The following is a 17203-nucleotide window of genomic DNA, read 5'->3' on the forward strand; positions in this document are numbered from 1 at the left end:
TCTCCAAGTTCGCCCGTTCAGTCCTGCGCCACATCCGGGTGACCTCAAAACACGAACTCAAGGAGCGCATCGTGGCTGGTATCGACGACATCAATCGCCATCCGGTCATCCACACGTGGTCCTACAAGCTCGCCGAGGCCGCCTGATATGATTCGAACCAAGAAAACGCTGACCTAGCTCGGTGCATCGGTCTTCGACGTAGGCAACCCTATTTCGATGAACCGTTCGGCGCCGTGCGCAGCCTTGAACATTTCGATCTTCTCGAGATCGAAGCTGCTCGACCAGCGACCGGACGTGTAAGTTATGTCTGTGCCAAGGTCGCTCACCGTCGCCTCCGGTGGGATCGTCGATCCGATGTCGATCGCGCCAAAACAGTGCGAACCGATAAGATCAGCGTGCGGCCAATCGGTTCTCGTGGCCGGCAACCGTGCGGGTAAGGACGACTATGCTCGCGCGCAGCTGCAATCCGTTTCTGCGTTCTACTTCATCGCGGGCTCATCAGCATTCCTTCACAATATCTAATGTTTGTTGGCGGATGAGACCCGCTCTGTTCGGGCACGATCTTCACGAAAACGCGCACTGTCCGAAGCTCTTTCTTTTCAAACATCATCCCCGGAACGCAACACATCGCATTTTGCGCGTGTTCTCATCGAACTATTCGATGAGTGTCATCCAACTTTAGCAATTCGAGCTTCTAAAGGTCTCGCACGTCAGCGGACGCATCCGAATGAGATAGTCGATCTCAGGGCCGTGCTCCGCAATGCTCTCATGACGATGTGGAAGTAACGGCTATGGCATCCGTACCGATTGAGAGCGTCCGAAACAATTGTGGCGGGGTGTCCGTCTTGCGCGGTGTTTCGCTGTCGATGGCAGATGGTAAAGTCCTGACGCTGATGTGCCGTCGGACGTGTGGAGGTCGGCGATGTTGCGTAGCGTGGCCGTCACCGTCGTCAAGCCCGGCACTCTGAGCGTTCTTGGGAGGCACTGGCCGACGCGGGCAATGCTGAAGAATTTCCAAAGGGACTATCCGCATATCCGAATGAGTCTCAGCACCCCGATGCAGACGTATGAATTCTGATCTCCGCTTCCTTATTGTTAGCTTTGATGGTTTGCGCCCAGACCTGATTGGCCCGGGCCTGACCCCGAACCTTTGGCGCCTAAAGGCGGCCGGGGTGACGCTTGCCAGCCACCGCACCGTCTATCCGAGCGAGACCCGCTCAGCCTTCCCGAGCCTTGTCACCGGCGCGACTACCGTTCGTCACGGCATGGTCGGCAACGCATATGTCGACCGCTCAGTCACGCCGCCGCGATACGTTGACACTTCGGACGCAGTTCTGCTGCGCCAGCTCGATCTCGGAAGCGGCGGCCGGCTTTATTCGGCGCCGTCGCTTGGGGAGATCTTGGCGGCGAACGGGCGAAGCCTCGCTGTCCTGGCCACCAACACGCCGGGAACGGCCCGCCTCTTCCACCACAAGGCTGAGGATTTCGGGCATGTCCGCCTCTCGGGCCATTTCCGAGAGGCCTGTACGCCCGACGGGGTCCTCGCGGAGATCGAGGCGCGGGTCGGGCCGCTGCCCGCCGCGCCGCCGAACACCGAACCTGACACCGTCGGGCAGGATTGGATCACGACGGTGTTCCTCGATATCGTCTGGTCAAGCTATCGGCCGGACGTCACGGTTCTATCTTACGGCGAGCCGGACACCACCTCACACTTTCACGGAACAGGAGCTGAGGCAACCCGCTCCATCATTACCCATTGCGATCGCCAGTTCGGACGTGTGCTCGACTGGTGGGAGTCCGAGGGCCGACAAGCCGGAGTGCAGATCATCGCGGTCTCGGACCACGGCCATATCACGGGCCATACTTGCATCTCGGTGGCCGAAAGCCTAGGTGCGGCCGGATTCAGCCCTGGCGTCGCGCCTTCTCCTGATGTTGATGTAGTCGTGGTGCCTGGCCAAGTCGGCGCCCTCTATCTTGCTGATCCGGATGAGGCGCAGGTTGCGCTGTTGGTTGCGACCATCACGTCCGAGCCATGGTGCGGGCCGGTGTTCACCCGCGCGAAGGACGAGCTAAGCGGCATCGCCCCAGGGAGCCTCTCAAACCGCCTCGTGTTCGCGGATCATGTCCGTGCGCCGGACGTCACCTTTTCCTTCCGCGCCGACGATACCATCGACGCCTTCGGCCTCGTAGGTGGCACCTTCTATGACAATGATCGCCCGGCCGGGCTCGGCCTTCACGGCGGCTTGCATCCGAAGGAGCTTGCGGCGGTCGGCATTGTCGCGGGGTCTGTCTTTGCGGCAGACAGCTTCGTTTCCAGAATCCCCTCTGGGGTCTGCGATTTCGCGCCGACCATCTTACATCTGCTCGGGGTTGCGGCGCCGCCAAGCATGTCTGGCAGGGTTCTCCACGAGATCGTCCGAACCTCAACGCCTCCAGAGCCGAGCATCCGCCGAGAGGTTTTCGAGGCGCGATTGGGGAGCTATCGGCAGGTTCTCCGGCGCGTGGCGGTAGAGAGCACCAGCTACGTTGAGAGCGGAATTGCAGAAGGCTGACGACAATGGCGGCAAATTCATCGGTATCGCGACAATGCGAGATGACTGTCTCTGTCCTGATGTCCGACAACGTCCCTTAAGGTGAGGGCAGAGGGCCAATTCAATTTCGTCCAACTGCATTAGAAGTCGAAAGAACTGAATACTCTGCGGTACTGTCAAGAGGAACAAGTCTTATGCTGCAAGCAAATGATTCCCGTGATTGGCCTCATGGTCAGTACCAGCACCGAGGAGTGGCTTACGGTCTGAACGGCGCAGTGTCTTCTGCTCATCCACTTGCTACCCAAAGCGGGCTGATGTGCTTACGGAATGGCGGTAACGCTATTGACGCGTTAGTCACTATGGCCGCCGTCTTGAGCGTCGTCGAGCCCAATTCGTCTGGAATTGGTGGCGTCGGCTACATGATTGTCGCAGGGCCAAAGATGCCAATTCCCCAAGTCCTTGACTTCGTAGGGCCATCGCCGAAGTCAGCTTTTCGAGATCAATTCAAGGATCCAGGAGACAAGGACCACGGCATCAAGTCGGCCATAGTGCCGGGTGCAATCGCTGGCTGGGATTTAGCGCTTAAACGCTATGGCACGATCACTCTCGATCAGGCTTTGCGACCGGCAATCGACCTCGCAGAGAGTGGTTTCCCTGTGTCTCAATATCTCTCGCGGATAATCAAAGCTTCCTGGTACACATTCTCCCGATATGAAACCACAAGCTCCATCTTTACACCAAACGGCAAGCTTCCTGATGTTGGCGATATTTTGGTTCAACGTAATCTTGGCCGTACGCTTCGCGTTGTTGCTGCAGAGGGGGCGCGAGCATTCTACGAAGGGAGCGTTGCAGATGAAATAGTATCGTTCGCTCACAACAATGGAGGGCTCCTATCTCACGATGACCTAAAGAGCTATGAACCAGTTTGGCAGTCGCCGGTTCATGCGACGTTCCGAGACAGCACAATATATTGCCCGCCGCCTCCTTGTAGTGGTCTGCGTTATCTCGTCTCACTCAATATACTTGCAGGCGTAGAAGATCTTCAGCTGAAGGCTGAGCCAGACTATCTACACTATTTGATCGAGGCATTTAAGATTGCTGGAGAGGATACGCGGCTGGAACTACATACCCCAAACGGCTGGCAGAAATTCTTCGAGCCATCTTATGCAAGTGAAGTGTTGCGTGCTGTCAAGCAGAATGCTGCGGCTCACTGGTCCGGAAATCGAATTGGTGCAGAGCCCCACTTCGAACTAAGAATGGATGACACGTTTGGAGCGGTTCGCCGTGAGAGCACGACTCATCTCGTGGCGATGGATCGAGCTGGTTACCTTGCAGCCTGTACGCAGACCATCGGAGGTGGCCCAGCCAAAGGATTTGGAAGCGGCGTCGTCTACGGCAATACCGGAATATTGATGAACAATTTTGCTCACTGGTTCGATTGGGATCCAGAGAGCCCCAATACGGTAGGGCCGGACAAAAAGGTCGAAATGTGTTTAGCACCTTCGATCATCGTGGGCCGTAATGGGGCTATCGGCGCCATAGGCACTCCTGGCTCCTGGCGCATTCTACAAACCACACCCCAGATGATACTGAATCATCTTGCGCTCCAGCAGAACATACAAGCTGCGATAGAGGCGCCTCGTTTTTGTTTTGGAGATAGTGGTCAAATCTGCATGGAGGGACGCTTCTCATCCGAAACCATCCAGGACCTTCGGCGCAGGGGACATGTGGTGGAGGCGCTGCCGTCATGGACCCCGGTTGTCGGGGGCGGCCACGGGATCGTGAGATGCGCTCGCAGCGGTTGTCTTCAGGGTGGGGCCGACCCGAGGCGTGACGGCATTGCTCTCGCATACTGAGACCATCGTGCCCAGAAGCTCTCCCTAGCCGATGAAGCACGCGCTTCTGGCGCTTCACCAGTCAATGACCTGCAAAACAAGAGCTTGTGCAAATGGACGAACGTCAGCAATTTCATCTCGATCGGAACCTACCGCCTGAGCCTGGCGAATTCCGCGACGCATTGCGCTCGACTCTACTTCAGATCGTCGATAGCGGCCGCATAAACGATGTAATGCGCCATCATCGCTATGGGAAGAATGAAACCGACCAACTTGCAGGTAGCGAGTGGCTTGCTGGGAGATTTTGTGAGGTTGATCTGAGTGGTCGGATTATCCTAACGAATGGTACCAAGAATGGCGTCCTTCTGCTGCTTTCGTTAGTCGCAAATCCCGGCGATAGCGTTGTCACAGAAGAGCTTAGCGCACTTGCTGCTTGGGAGATCCCAAGGCTCCTGGGGATACGCGTCATCGGAACGCCGATCGATGCTGACGGGATGATGCCGGATGCTTTCGAGCAGATTTGCAAACGTCATGCACCGAAAGCTCTGTTCACGGTGCCGACCCTCCACAATCCGACTACGCACGTCCTTGGCCTAGACAGACGGCAAAGCATTTCTCGCGTTGCCGACAAATTTGGAGTCTCAATTATCGAGGACGATATTTGCGGCATGTTACTGCCGGAGGCTCCGCCGCCGTTTGCTTGCATCGCCCCCTCGAATGCGTGGTATGTTACCGGCGTTGGCAAGACTCTAAGCCCAGGATTTCGTTTCGGCTATATTGTCGCGCCCACTTCCCAGCACGCTCATGACTTCATAGCGCGATTTAGATCGACAACAACTTGGGTCCCATCTCCGCTGTCGGCTGAAATCATTGCGCACTGGATCACGGATGGAACCGCAAAGCGGGTGCTTGCGACCGTGCGCGAGGACGTCGTCGCGCGGCAATTCATCGCCACAAGCTCGCTTAACGAGTCCGACATCGTCACAAAGCCTTGGGCATTAAATGTCTGGCTTCGGCTTCCGATGCATCAGCCCGCGTCGGATCTTCTGGTTGCTGCGCGTCGTGAAGGCATTTTCCTTGGCGCTGCATCAATCTTCAATACGACGCCGGACCGGCCAACGAACTCGGTGCGTGTATGCCTAGGCGGTCCATCGTCGCGCGAAGAGCTGCAGACGGCCCTTCAAAGACTCTCAAGCCTAACTTGATTCCTCCCAAAAACGCGAGAAAGTCACCATGCGTCACGCACTCCTTATCGCAAGTATTTTCTTTGGCGCCTTGTCTAGTGCGGCTTCACCGGCCATTGCTCAGAATGTCATCCGCGTCACGGCTGCTCCGGCAGCGTGGGCGCCAATGCTTCAAGAACTCGCGGCGCAATTTAAAGAGCAATATCCGGAAATCACGGTCAAGATTGAAGCAAAGAATCGGGATTTTGAATCTTTGACCGAGCAAACACTGCGCGAGGCTATTACCGGCGATCTGCCTGATATAACTCTCACTGGCAGCAATCAAATTAGAGTGTTCGTCGAGCGTGGGTACGCCGTCGATCTCGGTCAATTCATGTCGACCGATCGGGAATGGGGGGATGTAGGCTATAGTTCTGCGGCGGCGGACACCGGGCGCATCGACGGGCACGAATATGGTCTAACTCTGGCGGCGTCGATGCCAGTGATCGTCTACAACAAGGACTTGGTTGCAAAGGCTGGCGCTGATCCTGAGGCGTTTCCGAGTGAGTGGCCGGACATTATCAATTTGGGCAGGAAGATTCCCGCCATCGATCGGGACATGGGGTTGTTTTTTGAACATGAGTCAAATGGAAATTGGACATACTTGGCTCTGCTCGAAAGCGCGGGAGGAAAAATAGCAACACCATCAAACGACGTCGCCTTTGCTAGCGAGCAAGGGTTGTGGGCGTTGGACGTGATTCGGCAGATCGGCGAAGCCGGCCAAGCGCGCGCGGATATGTCGAGAGACCAAGCTCGTCAGGCGTTCACTGCCGGCAAATTGGGAGCTCTCGTCACTGCCAGCTCAGCCATTGGGGGATTCCAAAAGCAGATTGGCGGACGTTTTTCGCTGGGCGTTGCGCCTTTTCCTCTTCCGTCACCGAATGGTCGGCTGCCCGTTGCCGGCTTGACTGCGGTTTTGTTTTCGAAAGACCAAGCAAAAGCCCATGCAGCATGGAAATTCTTGAAATTCGCTATGACGCCATCCTCCCAGGCAGTCATCGTGAAGAGTACAGGAATGATTCCTTTCAACGAGAGGGCAATTAACGATCCGAACTCCCTTAGAAACTTTTACTCCTCCGAGCCCTTGTTCGCGGTCGCATTGCTCAATCGGGATCGGGTGACAAGCTGGTATTCATTCCCAGGACCGAATTCAATCAAGATCTTCAATACCATCAAGGACATCCTGCAAAAAGTAATGACCATAAAAATGCCCCCTGAACAAGCGCTGCAAGAAATGAAATCAAAGGTGGCGGCACTTCTGGCGCGGTAATTGATGCTTCAAATCTGTGGAAGGGACCCTAGGTGGAAACAATAAGAATCCTCTGCACTCATGATTTTTATGGGGCTTACTCTCCGATGCCAACTTCATTCGGGAGTCTGCCGGGCGGGCGGGCTCTGCGGCGAGAAATGTCTAGGCTGCGGGACGGCCGCGCGGCAATTTGGGCCGATAGTGGTGACTTCATCCAAGGCGGTCCGCTTGAATGGCTGACTCAAGGTCGAGACGGCTTTCGCGCATCATGTGAACTCGGATTGGATCTGTCGGCCGCGGGAAACCACGACTTCGACTACGGCAATGACGTTCTTGAGAAAGTTGCCCAAGACCTCAGTTACCCTCTGCTATGTGCAAATGCCGAGGTGTCTCTGCCGAAGGCCACGATTTTGCCGACCAGCGCCGGCGATATTGGGTTTATTGGTCTGACCTCGTCAGACTTACTCGCATCAAGCAACTATAGGGTTGATCGGCGCCATCCCCTTCCGGTCCAAAGGATCGAGCCAAACATACCTCTGATGGCGGATGAGCTAAGGCGAGCCGGCGCCCGCGCTGTCGTGGTGCTCCTACATGATGGAACAGATTGGCGCTTTAGCGGCGGCAAATATGAACCGCGACCGCAGAGGCTGTTTGCCAGAATTCAAGAATGGGAGGAATCGGTCGATCTCGTTGTCGGCGGCGATACACTTGGCCGACACTATGGCTCGATTGGGCGCATGAAATTCGTGCAGCCGTGGCCATTTGGAGCGGAGATTGCGCTGGTCGATTTCGATTTCCGCAGCAGCGAGGTGTGCACCAAGTTTGCCGCTGTGCCTGTCAGAGGCTCGGAGGAATGGGATGGCTTCGGAGCGGACCTCATCAATGAGGCCAGGCAGGACGTCCTTGGTGCGCTCCCTTATTCACTGACTGCCTATTCGGGCGGGAAGGCGCCTTTGGCGGACTTCATGGCGGAATGTATTTTCGCAGCAACGGTTGCGGATATCAGCATTGCCTATGTTGCATGTGGCCAGCCAGCATTGGATGGAATTTTTGCGTATTTGGGTAGCGGCTCCGTAACGCGCCTTCAGATCGCACAGTTAATTCCTTGGACTACTCATCAAATCTGCACCAGTGAAGTGACTCAAGCTGAGTCGAACAAGTTGCGCAGCTTGACGAACGCTGTTCGTCCTCACCGTTCTCGGGCGTGGGCCATGCATACATCCGGGTCGAGTAGTGATGTTCTTTCAATTGCCACTACAAGCGGAGCGGCAACACATGTCATTGCTGAGACGATTGGCAGAGAGCTCGAGTGGGAGCGGCCCGGAGAGACGATTTTCGAAGGGGTACGAACAGTGCTTGGACGTGCTGATCGCAGCCGGACATTGGCTTGATAGTGAGTTTGAGTATTGCAGCGTGTGGTGCAGAATCTCGTCGCATAAATCTAGCAGGCTGTTGAAAAGGTGCTCGCCGCCGACCGGTGACCGTGATTCATTGGCTCCGACGAGAGTCGGAGATGGTGCGTGCACGGCGGCGCCAATCGAACGGGCGAGCTGTTCAGCTGCGTTGACCTGGAGGACGCGGTGCGGCGCGATCATCCGCTGCGAGCGATCCAGACGATTGTGAACGAGGCGCCGTTGGCGCTGGAGCGCGAGTTTGCCGCGCTCTGTTCGCCGATTGGGCGGCCGCCGATCCCGCCGGAGAAGCTGCTGCGGGCGATGCTGTTGCAGGCGTTTTATTCGATCCCGTGCTTCGACCACCGATCCGGACGCCAGGCTCTACCGCAAGGGTAAAGGCAGGGAGACGAAGCTGTGCTTCATCGGGCATGGGCTGATGGAGAACCGCCACGGCTTGCTGGTCGACGCCTCTCTGACGCTGGCGGACGGGCATGCCGAACGGGTGGCCGCGCTGCACATGATCGAGCCTCGTGCAGACCGGCCGACAGCGATCACGCTTGGCGCCGACAAAGCCCAAAAGACTTCGTCAACGAGCTGTGCTCGATGAACGTGACGCCGCATGTGGCGCAGAACACCGGGCGGCCGCAGCTCTGCGATCGACGGGCGAACGACCCGTCACGGCGGCTATGCTGTCAGCGAGGTGAACTTATTCTGCGGTCAGTTGTCACCGCAATCCATCGCTAAATCAAAGTGTTCAATCACATTATTCGATGCTTGTCACCGGATTGTTGCTTCCCAACGATATTGCGCTGGCTCGCACTATCGCGAGAGCCGTTGTGCCAACAACCGGTGAGAGCGGGTCCGTTTGAATAGTAGTGTCGCGGCGCCCTTGCAGAGATGATTGGAGAGATGAAATGGTTCGCTCCCGACCGACGCCTTCAGACGCCGACTCGCGATCGGCGGCCGCCTTGTTTGCGAACGAACGGCTTCTGGACGGCGCGAGCTTTCCCGCGATTGTCTTCTGGCGCCCGCCGGCCGGTACCAATCCCACCGTGGTCTTCCTGCCAGGCGGCGGCCACTTGGCTCGGGTCGCCTATGGCCATCCTGGCGCAAATCCGCGGGACTTCGTCGACTTCTGGCTGCGGGAGGCTGGATGGGGGCTTCTCGCTATCTCCTATCCCAGCGACCACCCCGCCTTTTCCCGGGTCTATCCCGACATGACCGTCAGGGATTGGGGCGCGTCGGTCACCGCGATCACTCGGGGCTTCTTGGCCACGTGCCCCGCGCCGCGCCAGGTCGTCGTGGCCGGTTGGAGCATGGCCGGCCGGGTGGCGCGCTCGGTCTGTCAAGGGCTCGCGCGAGGCGGCGTGCCGCCGATCGGGTTCATCTCGCTCGCCGCCAGCGCGCCATTTCCCGGCTTGGTGCCGGCCTTCGAGACGGGCGAGCCGGTGACGGAGGCGGGCCTGTGGAATCCCTCAGCTGGCGAGCCCGGCCTGCCACCGCGCGATTCAAATTGGTGCGCCGAACTTGCGGCCCAATCCGCCGATAACCACCGCGTGGTCATTCCCGAACACGTCTACCGGCGCGACTATCGTGCGAACACGCCCCTCCTGTTGCGCGGGGAGCCGCAATTTCTGCGGAGGCGCGGCGCGGCTCTTTCCATTGCTGAAGTGACGCAGGAGCTCGGCACCTTTGATTTCGCCTCCCATCCGCTGACAGGGGTCATAGCGCCGACCTGGCCCTCCGACGCGCGTCACGCCCTGACGGATTCTCTCACCTGGGGGTTCCTGAACGCACAGCAACTTTTCGAGCGCTATGTGAAGGGCTGCCGCGACCTGTCCGCTATCCCCCCCGAGCGCTGGGAGCGGCTGCGGTCGTTGATGTTGGATCTGCCGCGGCGCCTCACCCGGACCGTTTCGGGTGGCCATTTCTTCTTCGTAGGCGCGCGCGGCGCCGAGGCCACCGTGCGCCATCTGGTTGATGTCGCCGACGACATCGCATCCGTGCAAGCCGAAATCTCGGCCCTTTTAGCCGATTAGACGGCGCCGACGATCGGCGTGTGACCCCGCAACGGCCACGGAAGGACTAAGTTAAGTCACGGCTTCTAATGGGAGCCGCCGGCTGCGCCCTCGCAACCACCGCTGTAGTCGGCCAGGAGCCACAAACTGTCCTGCGCGTCTCGATCACGCGTACGAGCTTTAAACCGAGAGATCGACCGGTTCCTCCTGAACGAAAACAAGGCTTACGTGGCAAAATTCTCAGCCTGGTGGTGCAACAGCCGCATCGTGCTCGACGCGTTGGTGGCGAAAACTGCGAGGCTGCGACCGGCCGTCGTCAGCATCTTCGCCGAGCGACGGTACTGAATAGAGCCGCCCGCCGCTCTCAAGGTCGAGCCGGCGCAAGAGCACCGCGCGTGAAGCGGCCAAGGTGTTTGTGCCCGACCATACCTGAGGGTTCGTCGTTGCGCTGGTAGGCCGCTCGGAAAGGCGTACGCATCCGGCGACAGCCCTGATCAGGCCGCCTTCGGCTCGCTCGTTCAGGTTGTCCATATTGCTACCGCTTTCAAGTGACATTCCTTCAGCTGCCGCGGGAAAACAATGTTCTCGGTCGTTTGAGCGGCATCGCTTCTCTGTTAACCCTTTATTGCGTGGCGCGATTTCCAGGCCGCTGGCCGATGGTGGGCCTGCTCGTCGGAGCGGGGCCGTCATGCCCTTCCGAGCTATCGATACTTGTGTTGGTGGAGAAACTCGCCATGGCCGGTGTCCACGTTGTGGTTCTGAACAGTTGTCTGCGGATCTCTCAACAAAACCGGTGAATGCACCGAGATTCTCATTGAGTAGTTTGCCCACGCATCGACCATCTTCGATACGACTGACTGCGTGCAAAGAGATTCTGAGAAGGAACTTGGCGCTCCAGCGGCGCCCCCTAAGACGTGACTCTACTCAAAACGACATCTGTGAGCCATTCAACCGCCACATCGCCTGACCCATCCTGGTGCCGCTCTAGAAGCGCATCGATCTCCTGCGCGATTGCGGCGGCGCCAGACTGACTTATCGCCATCTTTATGTGTGACATGGAATAACAGTAGCCGCGGAACTGATTTTCGGTAATCGTCTCACACCACTCTACCTTATGGCGCTCTACAGCTACCAGATCGGAACGCGAACGGAGTTCCGCTTCAAAGTCAGCTTTCCCATCGGTGCCAAACAAATCCCAGTAGTGACCCCGACGAAATCCAGGGAAATGGCGCTCTTGAAAGCTGGCGAAATCATCCAGGAATGCGCTCTCCCAATACCGGTGCCTGTTCTGCACGAGCAGCAATGTTCCGGAAGGCTTCAGCACCCGCGCGGCCTCATCGTAGAATAGCGGCCTATCGAACCAGTGGGCTGACGTTGCTGCTGTTACAAGATCGCATGAACGATCCGGCAACGAGAGGCTCTCAGCCAACCCGACCAGTACGTCGAGCCCACGAAAGGTGGCCGAACGCTCTTTGGCGATCGCCGCCATATCCGAGTTCGCTTCAATGCAGGTCAACCTCTCAATGCTCGGCACCGACTCCATGAGCTGTCGACTGAAGATGCCGGTTCCGGCGCCAACATCTGCGGCTGACCGCAGCGGCGCAGGTGCCACATGATAGCGTGACAGGATGCCAAAGACGTCCTCAGGATACTTGGGTCTATACGCATCGTAGCCGACTGCGCAGCCATCATAGAGCTGCCATGTCATGGGGTTATTCATGACCACTCCTCCATTCAGCATTGAGAGTCACAATTAGCCTTCTTGGCCTTGGTCGCTGTGAGCGCTCTAAGCGCCGAAGAGCAGGCCACCGAAATTACTGCCCAGCCCAGGACGTAGATCGTTGCAAAAGGCGACGCGAGAGAGAGTATGAACGTCGCCTCGATGGTTATCGCAATTCGCATTCGTTCGGAGGAAACGAGTTCATTCACCGGCGAACCGCCTGAATCGTGATGCTTCCCCATAGCGCGGCATCGCTCATGGCATGGCGAGTGTGATCCTTGCCTTCCGGCGCGATGCAGCCGCAAATCGATAGTTCGACGATGCGAACGTCGCCGTGGCCTCGACCGCATCGCCGAGATCGGCCGGACGGGTCGAATGAGGATCGCCGCGCAGTGCGATCGGGTTGCTTGCAAATAATCGTCGCAATAGCTCTGCGAGGACCCCTCTGTTCTTCCTTGATCAGCATTTGCCATGCTCACACCAGTGTTCTTTCCGCAGAAGTCCGTCACGCGCAGTTTCGGGCGGCTCCCAAAGACCGTCCGCCGCTTGGTGCTCATGCTCGAACGGCATCTAGACCGGCCCTGGACATGTGGGTGTTGCGGCCAGCGAGATGAAGCAGTGCGGAGCCATCTTTCGGCGGAATCGCCGCACAGATGCGATCAACGCTCCGTCCGGCGACACTCAATCCGGCGATCACGACGGGCCGCGGGAGCTCCCTGACAAGATGCCCGACGATTTCGGCCCGTTTGGCTTCGACGACCGCGGTTGGAATGAGCAACAAGCGCCGCATCGTTATGAACTGCTCGACGAGGCAGCCTTTGTCGAGGACACGATATGCGGCGGGGGCAAAGGCTCGCCGATCGTTGCCGATCAGCGCCGAATTCTTACCGCCAGCATGTGCGCGGCTCTGAACCAAGGTTAAGTACTGCTCGATGGTGCCGGCGAAAAATAACGCGGCAAAATGATCTTCGTTCTGTCGTGACGATCAACACTGCTCCTCAACTGCTCGCCGGCTAGCCAAATTAGCCAATCGTCGTCCACAATATCCTCTTCTAACAGCTGTAGCATCGATCCGTTTCGTTCATGATGCGCATAGTCGTATACGCCATTGTCCAGTATCTAGGCTGCACGGCGAGGTACCAATTGATGGTAGATCATTAACAAGGATCGAGACACTACCTACTCTGGTGAGGATGACCTGCCACTGCGGGACTGAAGATGACCTAAGGCCGGCAAACTGGACCATTTTTGGCAAGAGATTTGCGCTGCTGAATCCCCCCGCTTGGAGGAGCAGAAGACGATGAAGTCTCGACATTTTCGGACGCCCAGAAGGCGTTCATTCTGAAGCAGGGCAACGACGCGTGCGAATCGCCGAGATCTGCCGGAAGGCAGGGATCAGCCGGCTACCCTCGTTCAATTGGAAGAAGAAGTATGACGGGGCTGTTGCCACGGAGGGAGGAGAACGCCACGCTGAAGAAGCTGGTGGCGGATCTCTCGCTCGACAAGGAAATGCTGCAGCAGTGATCCGCCGAAAGCTATGAAGCCTGGGCGGAAGCGCAAGCTGATCGCCGAGGTACGCAGCGAGTGGCAGGTGTCGATCCGTAGAGCCTGCGAGGCTCTCGAATGTGACAAGTCGATATATGCCACTACTAGTCTCGTCGCTCCGCCCAGGCTGCCCCTCGAACGGCAGAGATCGCCATGGGCGCGGTCGCTACGGCTACCGCCGCGTTCACGGGCCGCTTCGCCGCGAAGGCTGGGCAATCTACAAGAAGACGCAGCGTGTCTATAGCGAGCTGGGCCTGCAATTGCGCAACAAAACGCGCAAGCTACGGTGCGAAGTAGACGCAAGCCTGTCAACCAAACCGTAAATCGGGTGAGCAAAACTGAGGTTCTCACGCGCCCGTCACATCTGGACGTATGGCTTCACTTGGTTGGAGAGAAGTCGCGCCTGAGCTGTCGCTTTCTGCGCGCTCTCCATAAAAAATACAAAAGTACCCCAATCCGCTTTTTATCGCGGCGTACAACGCGGCCGAGGGCGCGGTGGAGGAGAGCCATGGGATTCTTTCATTTCCCGAAACAGTGCGGTTCCTCGCTCAGGTCATCAACGACTTTGACGTCCCGGGCGGCGCGAACAGTTGTAAGGCGCGCAACCAGATGGGTATCCCCGACCTGATACAGGTGGGGTGAACCTCCTCCGAATTGATGGACACCTGTAGTAGGCTCAAGGAGCCAGGAGGTGTTGGATGGAAGGACGTCAACGTCGGTCGTTTACGGACGATTATAAGCGGCAAGCGGTCGATCTGGTGGCTTCGAGTGGCCGCTCGATCGGATCGGTGGCCAAGGAACTTGGCCTGCGGGATTCAGTTTTGCGGCGCTGGGTGGAACTGCGTGGGGCTGGGCGAGAACCGACGGCGGCGGCGCGGCGCCCCACAACGCAAGCGCCGCTGCCGTCGGCGGACCACGCGGCGGAGATCGCTCGTCTGCAGCGAGAGAACGAGCGGCTGCGTATGGAGCGCGACATTTTAAAAAACCGTCCAGCAGGGTGGTGCGCCTGTGCGACGTAGAAACGGCCTTGTGCTAGCTTCTGCGGTTGGGAGGGTAGCGGACGTTCGATTATTGGCGGCACAATCCCCGTTAAAAAACATGGTCCATGGGTGCATGCGGGCTTGAGAGTGGTGACGTCGCCCTGGCGGCGATCCCGATTAGGAAGATGACGATTGGCATAGCCCAGACCCTCCCGCTCATCATTGCTTGGAGGATTGCCATGCTCAAGAAGAGGACGGCCGGCGACCGCCCGGCACTTAAACCGGTCAACGTCGGGGCCGCAGCCATCGACATCGGATCAAAGATGCACATGGCTGCGGTGAATCCCGCTTGCACCGACGTGCCTGTGCGCTCTTTCGGCACATTCACGCAAGACCTGCATGAGCTGGCGGACTGGTTCAAAATGTGCGGCGTGACGAGTGTCGCGATGGAATCCACTGGGGTCTATTGGATTCCCGTCTACGAGATCCTGGAGCAGCGCGGGTTTGAGGTCATTCTGGTCAATGCGCGGTACGCCAAGAACGTGCCCGGACGCAAGACCGATGTCAGCGACGCCGCGTGGTTGCGCGAGCTTCATTCCTATGGCCTGTTACGCGGCAGCTTCCGACCTGATGCCGAGATCGCAACCCTGCGCGCCTATCTGCGCCAGCGCGAGCGGTTGGTGGAATACGCCGCCGCCCATATTCAGCACATGCAGAAGGCCCTGATGGAGATGAATCTGCAACTCCACCATGTGGTCTCCGATGTCACGGGTGCGACCGGCATGCGGATTATCCGAGCCATTGTTGCAGGCGAGCGGAATCCTGACGTCTTGGCAACTTACCGGGACGTGCGATGTCATTCATCCATCGAGACGATCCGAGCGGCGCTGGTGGGCAACGACCGGCACGAACATGTCTTCGCGCTAACCCAATCGCTAGAACTCTATGACGTCTACCAGGCGAAGATGCTGGACTGCGACCGCAAGCTCGAAGTCCTGATCGCGACACTGAACAATAAAGGGGCAAAGCCGGTCGGAAAGCTATCCAGGCCACGCACCAAGACCAAGCAGGTCAACACGTCCACCTTCGATGTCAGGTCCGCCTTGTATGGTCTGCTCGGCGTCGATCTAACTGAGATCCATGGGTTGGGCCCATCACTGGCACTGAAGCTTGTCGGTGAGTGTGGCACCGATCTGAGAGCGTGGCCGAGCGCCAAACACTTCACTTCCTGGCTGTGTCTCGCACCGGGAAACAAGATCTCCGGCGGCAAGGTGCTATCAGCGCGCACGCGTAGATCCTCCAGCCGGGCAGCTGCACTGTTGCGGTTGGCAGCAACAACGGTTGGACGGAGCGATACGGCGCTCGGAGCTTTCTATCGCCGGCTGTCATCACGTGCGGGTAAGTCAAAGGCGGTGACAGCAACTGCCCGCAAGATCGCAGTTTTATTCTACAACACCCTGCGGCACGGCATGAGCTACAGGGATCCAGGCGCCGACCACTATGAGCAGCAATACCGCACCCGCGTCCTCGCCAATCTACAGCGCCGCGCCAAATCGCTGGGCTTCGTGTTGCAGGCCATTCCCGGCGAAGTCGATCGCGATCTTTGCTGGAGTTCGGACATGAGATTCCGCTTCATCGAAGATCGCCGCGCCGACTATCCGGTGACGATCCTGTGCCACGTGCTCGGTGTCTCGCCGGCCGGCTATTATGCCTGGCGCGCGCGCCCGGAGAGCCGGCGATCCGCCGCCAATCGTGGGCTCGTCGACGACATCAAACGGGTCCACCGCGACACCAGCGGACGCTATGGCAGCCCGCGCATCCATGCCGAGCTGAGGGCCCAAGGCCGTGGGGTGAGCCGCGGTCGCATCGAGCGATTGATGCGCCGTCATGGTGTCAGGGCCATCATGGCGCGGCCACGCAGGGTGCGCACCACCGACAGCCGTCACCGACTTCCCGATCGCCCCGAATCTGCTCGCGCGGAACTTCACCGCCGCCGTACCGAACCAGATCTGGCTCGCCGACATCACCTACGTCGAGACCGATCAGGGCTGGCTCTATCTGGCCGCCATTATGGACCTGTACAGCCGCAAGATTGTCGGCTGGGCGATGTGCGATCATCTACGCGCCGAACTGCCATTGGCGGCCTTGCTGATGGCCATCTCGGTGCAGCGGCCTGGCGCCGGCCTGATCCACCATTCCGATCGCGGCGTTCAATATGCCTCGGCGGAGTATCGCCAAGCGATGAAGTCCGCCGGCTTGCGGGCCTCGATGAGCCGCAAGGCCGACTGCTACGACAACGCCCCGATGGAGAGCTTCTTTCACACTCTCAAGACCGAGCTCGTCCATCACCGGCAATATGCAACACGGCGAGAGGCCACACGTGATATCTTCGCTTACATCGAGGGCTTCTACAACCGAACGCGTCGCCACTCCGCCATCGGCTACATCAGCCCGAGCGAGATGGAGCTAAAAGCAGCTTAACCTTGTCCATTTTTCCATTTTTTCGGGGGAAGATCAGGGGCGCCGGCGGCCGCCGTGCCTTCGGCACAGAAAGCAGCCCCTTAAGCGGGCTCGAGCACAGATGTGATGCAGAGTTCTGGCCGGATCGATCTAGTGGAGCGCTCTTGCGAGAGCTGTGCGATCGAATTCGGTACCGTAGCTCGCTCACTCGTGAATTGCCTTAAGTCTCACCCGCGCCCGGCCTTGAC

Annotated in this window: 9 protein-coding genes and 5 pseudogenes; 12 read left to right on the forward strand and 2 right to left on the reverse strand. The window is 58.4% G+C overall.

From position 1 onward, the window contains the following. Window positions 1-173 precede the first annotated feature (173 nt). Window positions 174-326, reverse strand: coding sequence for a hypothetical protein (locus KJQ96_RS33935; RefSeq protein WP_213290612.1), 153 nt, complete (start codon window positions 324-326; stop codon window positions 174-176). A gap of 741 nt (window positions 327-1067) precedes the next feature. Here KJQ96_RS33935 and KJQ96_RS33940 point away from each other — a divergent pair. From KJQ96_RS33940 to KJQ96_RS33970, 7 genes and pseudogenes are all read left to right on the forward strand, one after another. After that, the gene (locus KJQ96_RS33940) at window positions 1068-2552 is read left to right on the forward strand and encodes an alkaline phosphatase family protein (protein WP_213290613.1); all 1485 of its coding nucleotides are present in this window, start codon (window positions 1068-1070) and stop codon (window positions 2550-2552) included. Window positions 2553-2725: 173 nt separating this feature from the next. Then, window positions 2726-4387: a gamma-glutamyltransferase family protein gene (locus KJQ96_RS33945; protein ID WP_213290614.1), complete on the forward strand. Its 1662-nt coding sequence runs from the start codon at window positions 2726-2728 to the stop codon at window positions 4385-4387. 92 nt (window positions 4388-4479) lie between these two features. Then, window positions 4480-5571, forward strand: a complete 1092-nt coding sequence (locus KJQ96_RS33950) for a PLP-dependent aminotransferase family protein (RefSeq protein ID WP_213290615.1) — start codon at window positions 4480-4482, stop codon at window positions 5569-5571. A 28-nt stretch (window positions 5572-5599) separates the two neighbouring features. Continuing rightward, a complete protein-coding gene (locus KJQ96_RS33955; RefSeq protein ID WP_213290616.1) occupies window positions 5600-6859 on the forward strand; it encodes an extracellular solute-binding protein in 1260 nt (419 codons plus the stop codon). Window positions 6860-6996: 137 nt separating this feature from the next. Beyond that, on the forward strand, window positions 6997-8229 hold the full coding sequence (locus KJQ96_RS33960; protein WP_213290617.1) for a hypothetical protein: 1233 nt from the start codon (window positions 6997-6999) through the stop codon (window positions 8227-8229). A gap of 129 nt (window positions 8230-8358) precedes the next feature. Continuing rightward, a pseudogene (locus tag KJQ96_RS33965) lies at window positions 8359-8932 on the forward strand (hypothetical protein); the annotation flags it as partial. A gap of 214 nt (window positions 8933-9146) precedes the next feature. Continuing rightward, on the forward strand, window positions 9147-10271 hold the full coding sequence (locus KJQ96_RS33970) for a hypothetical protein (protein ID WP_213290618.1): 1125 nt from the start codon (window positions 9147-9149) through the stop codon (window positions 10269-10271). A gap of 886 nt (window positions 10272-11157) precedes the next feature. On the opposite strand, the gene KJQ96_RS33975 is transcribed toward KJQ96_RS33970, so the two are convergent. Continuing rightward, window positions 11158-11970 carry a class I SAM-dependent methyltransferase gene (locus tag KJQ96_RS33975; RefSeq protein WP_213290619.1) on the reverse strand — a complete coding sequence of 271 codons (813 nt, stop codon included), beginning with the start codon at window positions 11968-11970 and terminating at the stop codon, window positions 11158-11160. A 724-nt stretch (window positions 11971-12694) separates the two neighbouring features. Between KJQ96_RS33975 and KJQ96_RS33980 the strand changes: the two genes are divergently transcribed. From KJQ96_RS33980 to KJQ96_RS40700, 5 genes and pseudogenes are all read left to right on the forward strand, one after another. Further along, complete coding sequence (locus KJQ96_RS33980; protein WP_213290620.1) at window positions 12695-12892, forward strand: hypothetical protein; 198 nt, start codon at window positions 12695-12697, stop codon at window positions 12890-12892. A 350-nt stretch (window positions 12893-13242) separates the two neighbouring features. Further along, window positions 13243-13802, forward strand: a pseudogene (locus tag KJQ96_RS40690) (transposase); the annotation flags it as partial. Window positions 13803-14213: 411 nt separating this feature from the next. Continuing rightward, window positions 14214-14510 (forward strand): annotated as a pseudogene (locus KJQ96_RS33985) (transposase); the annotation flags it as partial. A gap of 224 nt (window positions 14511-14734) precedes the next feature. Continuing rightward, a pseudogene (locus tag KJQ96_RS40695) lies at window positions 14735-16066 on the forward strand (IS110 family transposase); the annotation flags it as partial. A 48-nt stretch (window positions 16067-16114) separates the two neighbouring features. Then, window positions 16115-16976, forward strand: a pseudogene (locus tag KJQ96_RS40700) (IS3 family transposase); the annotation flags it as partial. Window positions 16977-17203: the final 227 nt, after the last annotated feature.

It is taken from the genome of Bradyrhizobium sp. sGM-13 (assembly GCF_018398875.1).
Lineage (GTDB): Bacteria > Pseudomonadota > Alphaproteobacteria > Rhizobiales > Xanthobacteraceae > Bradyrhizobium.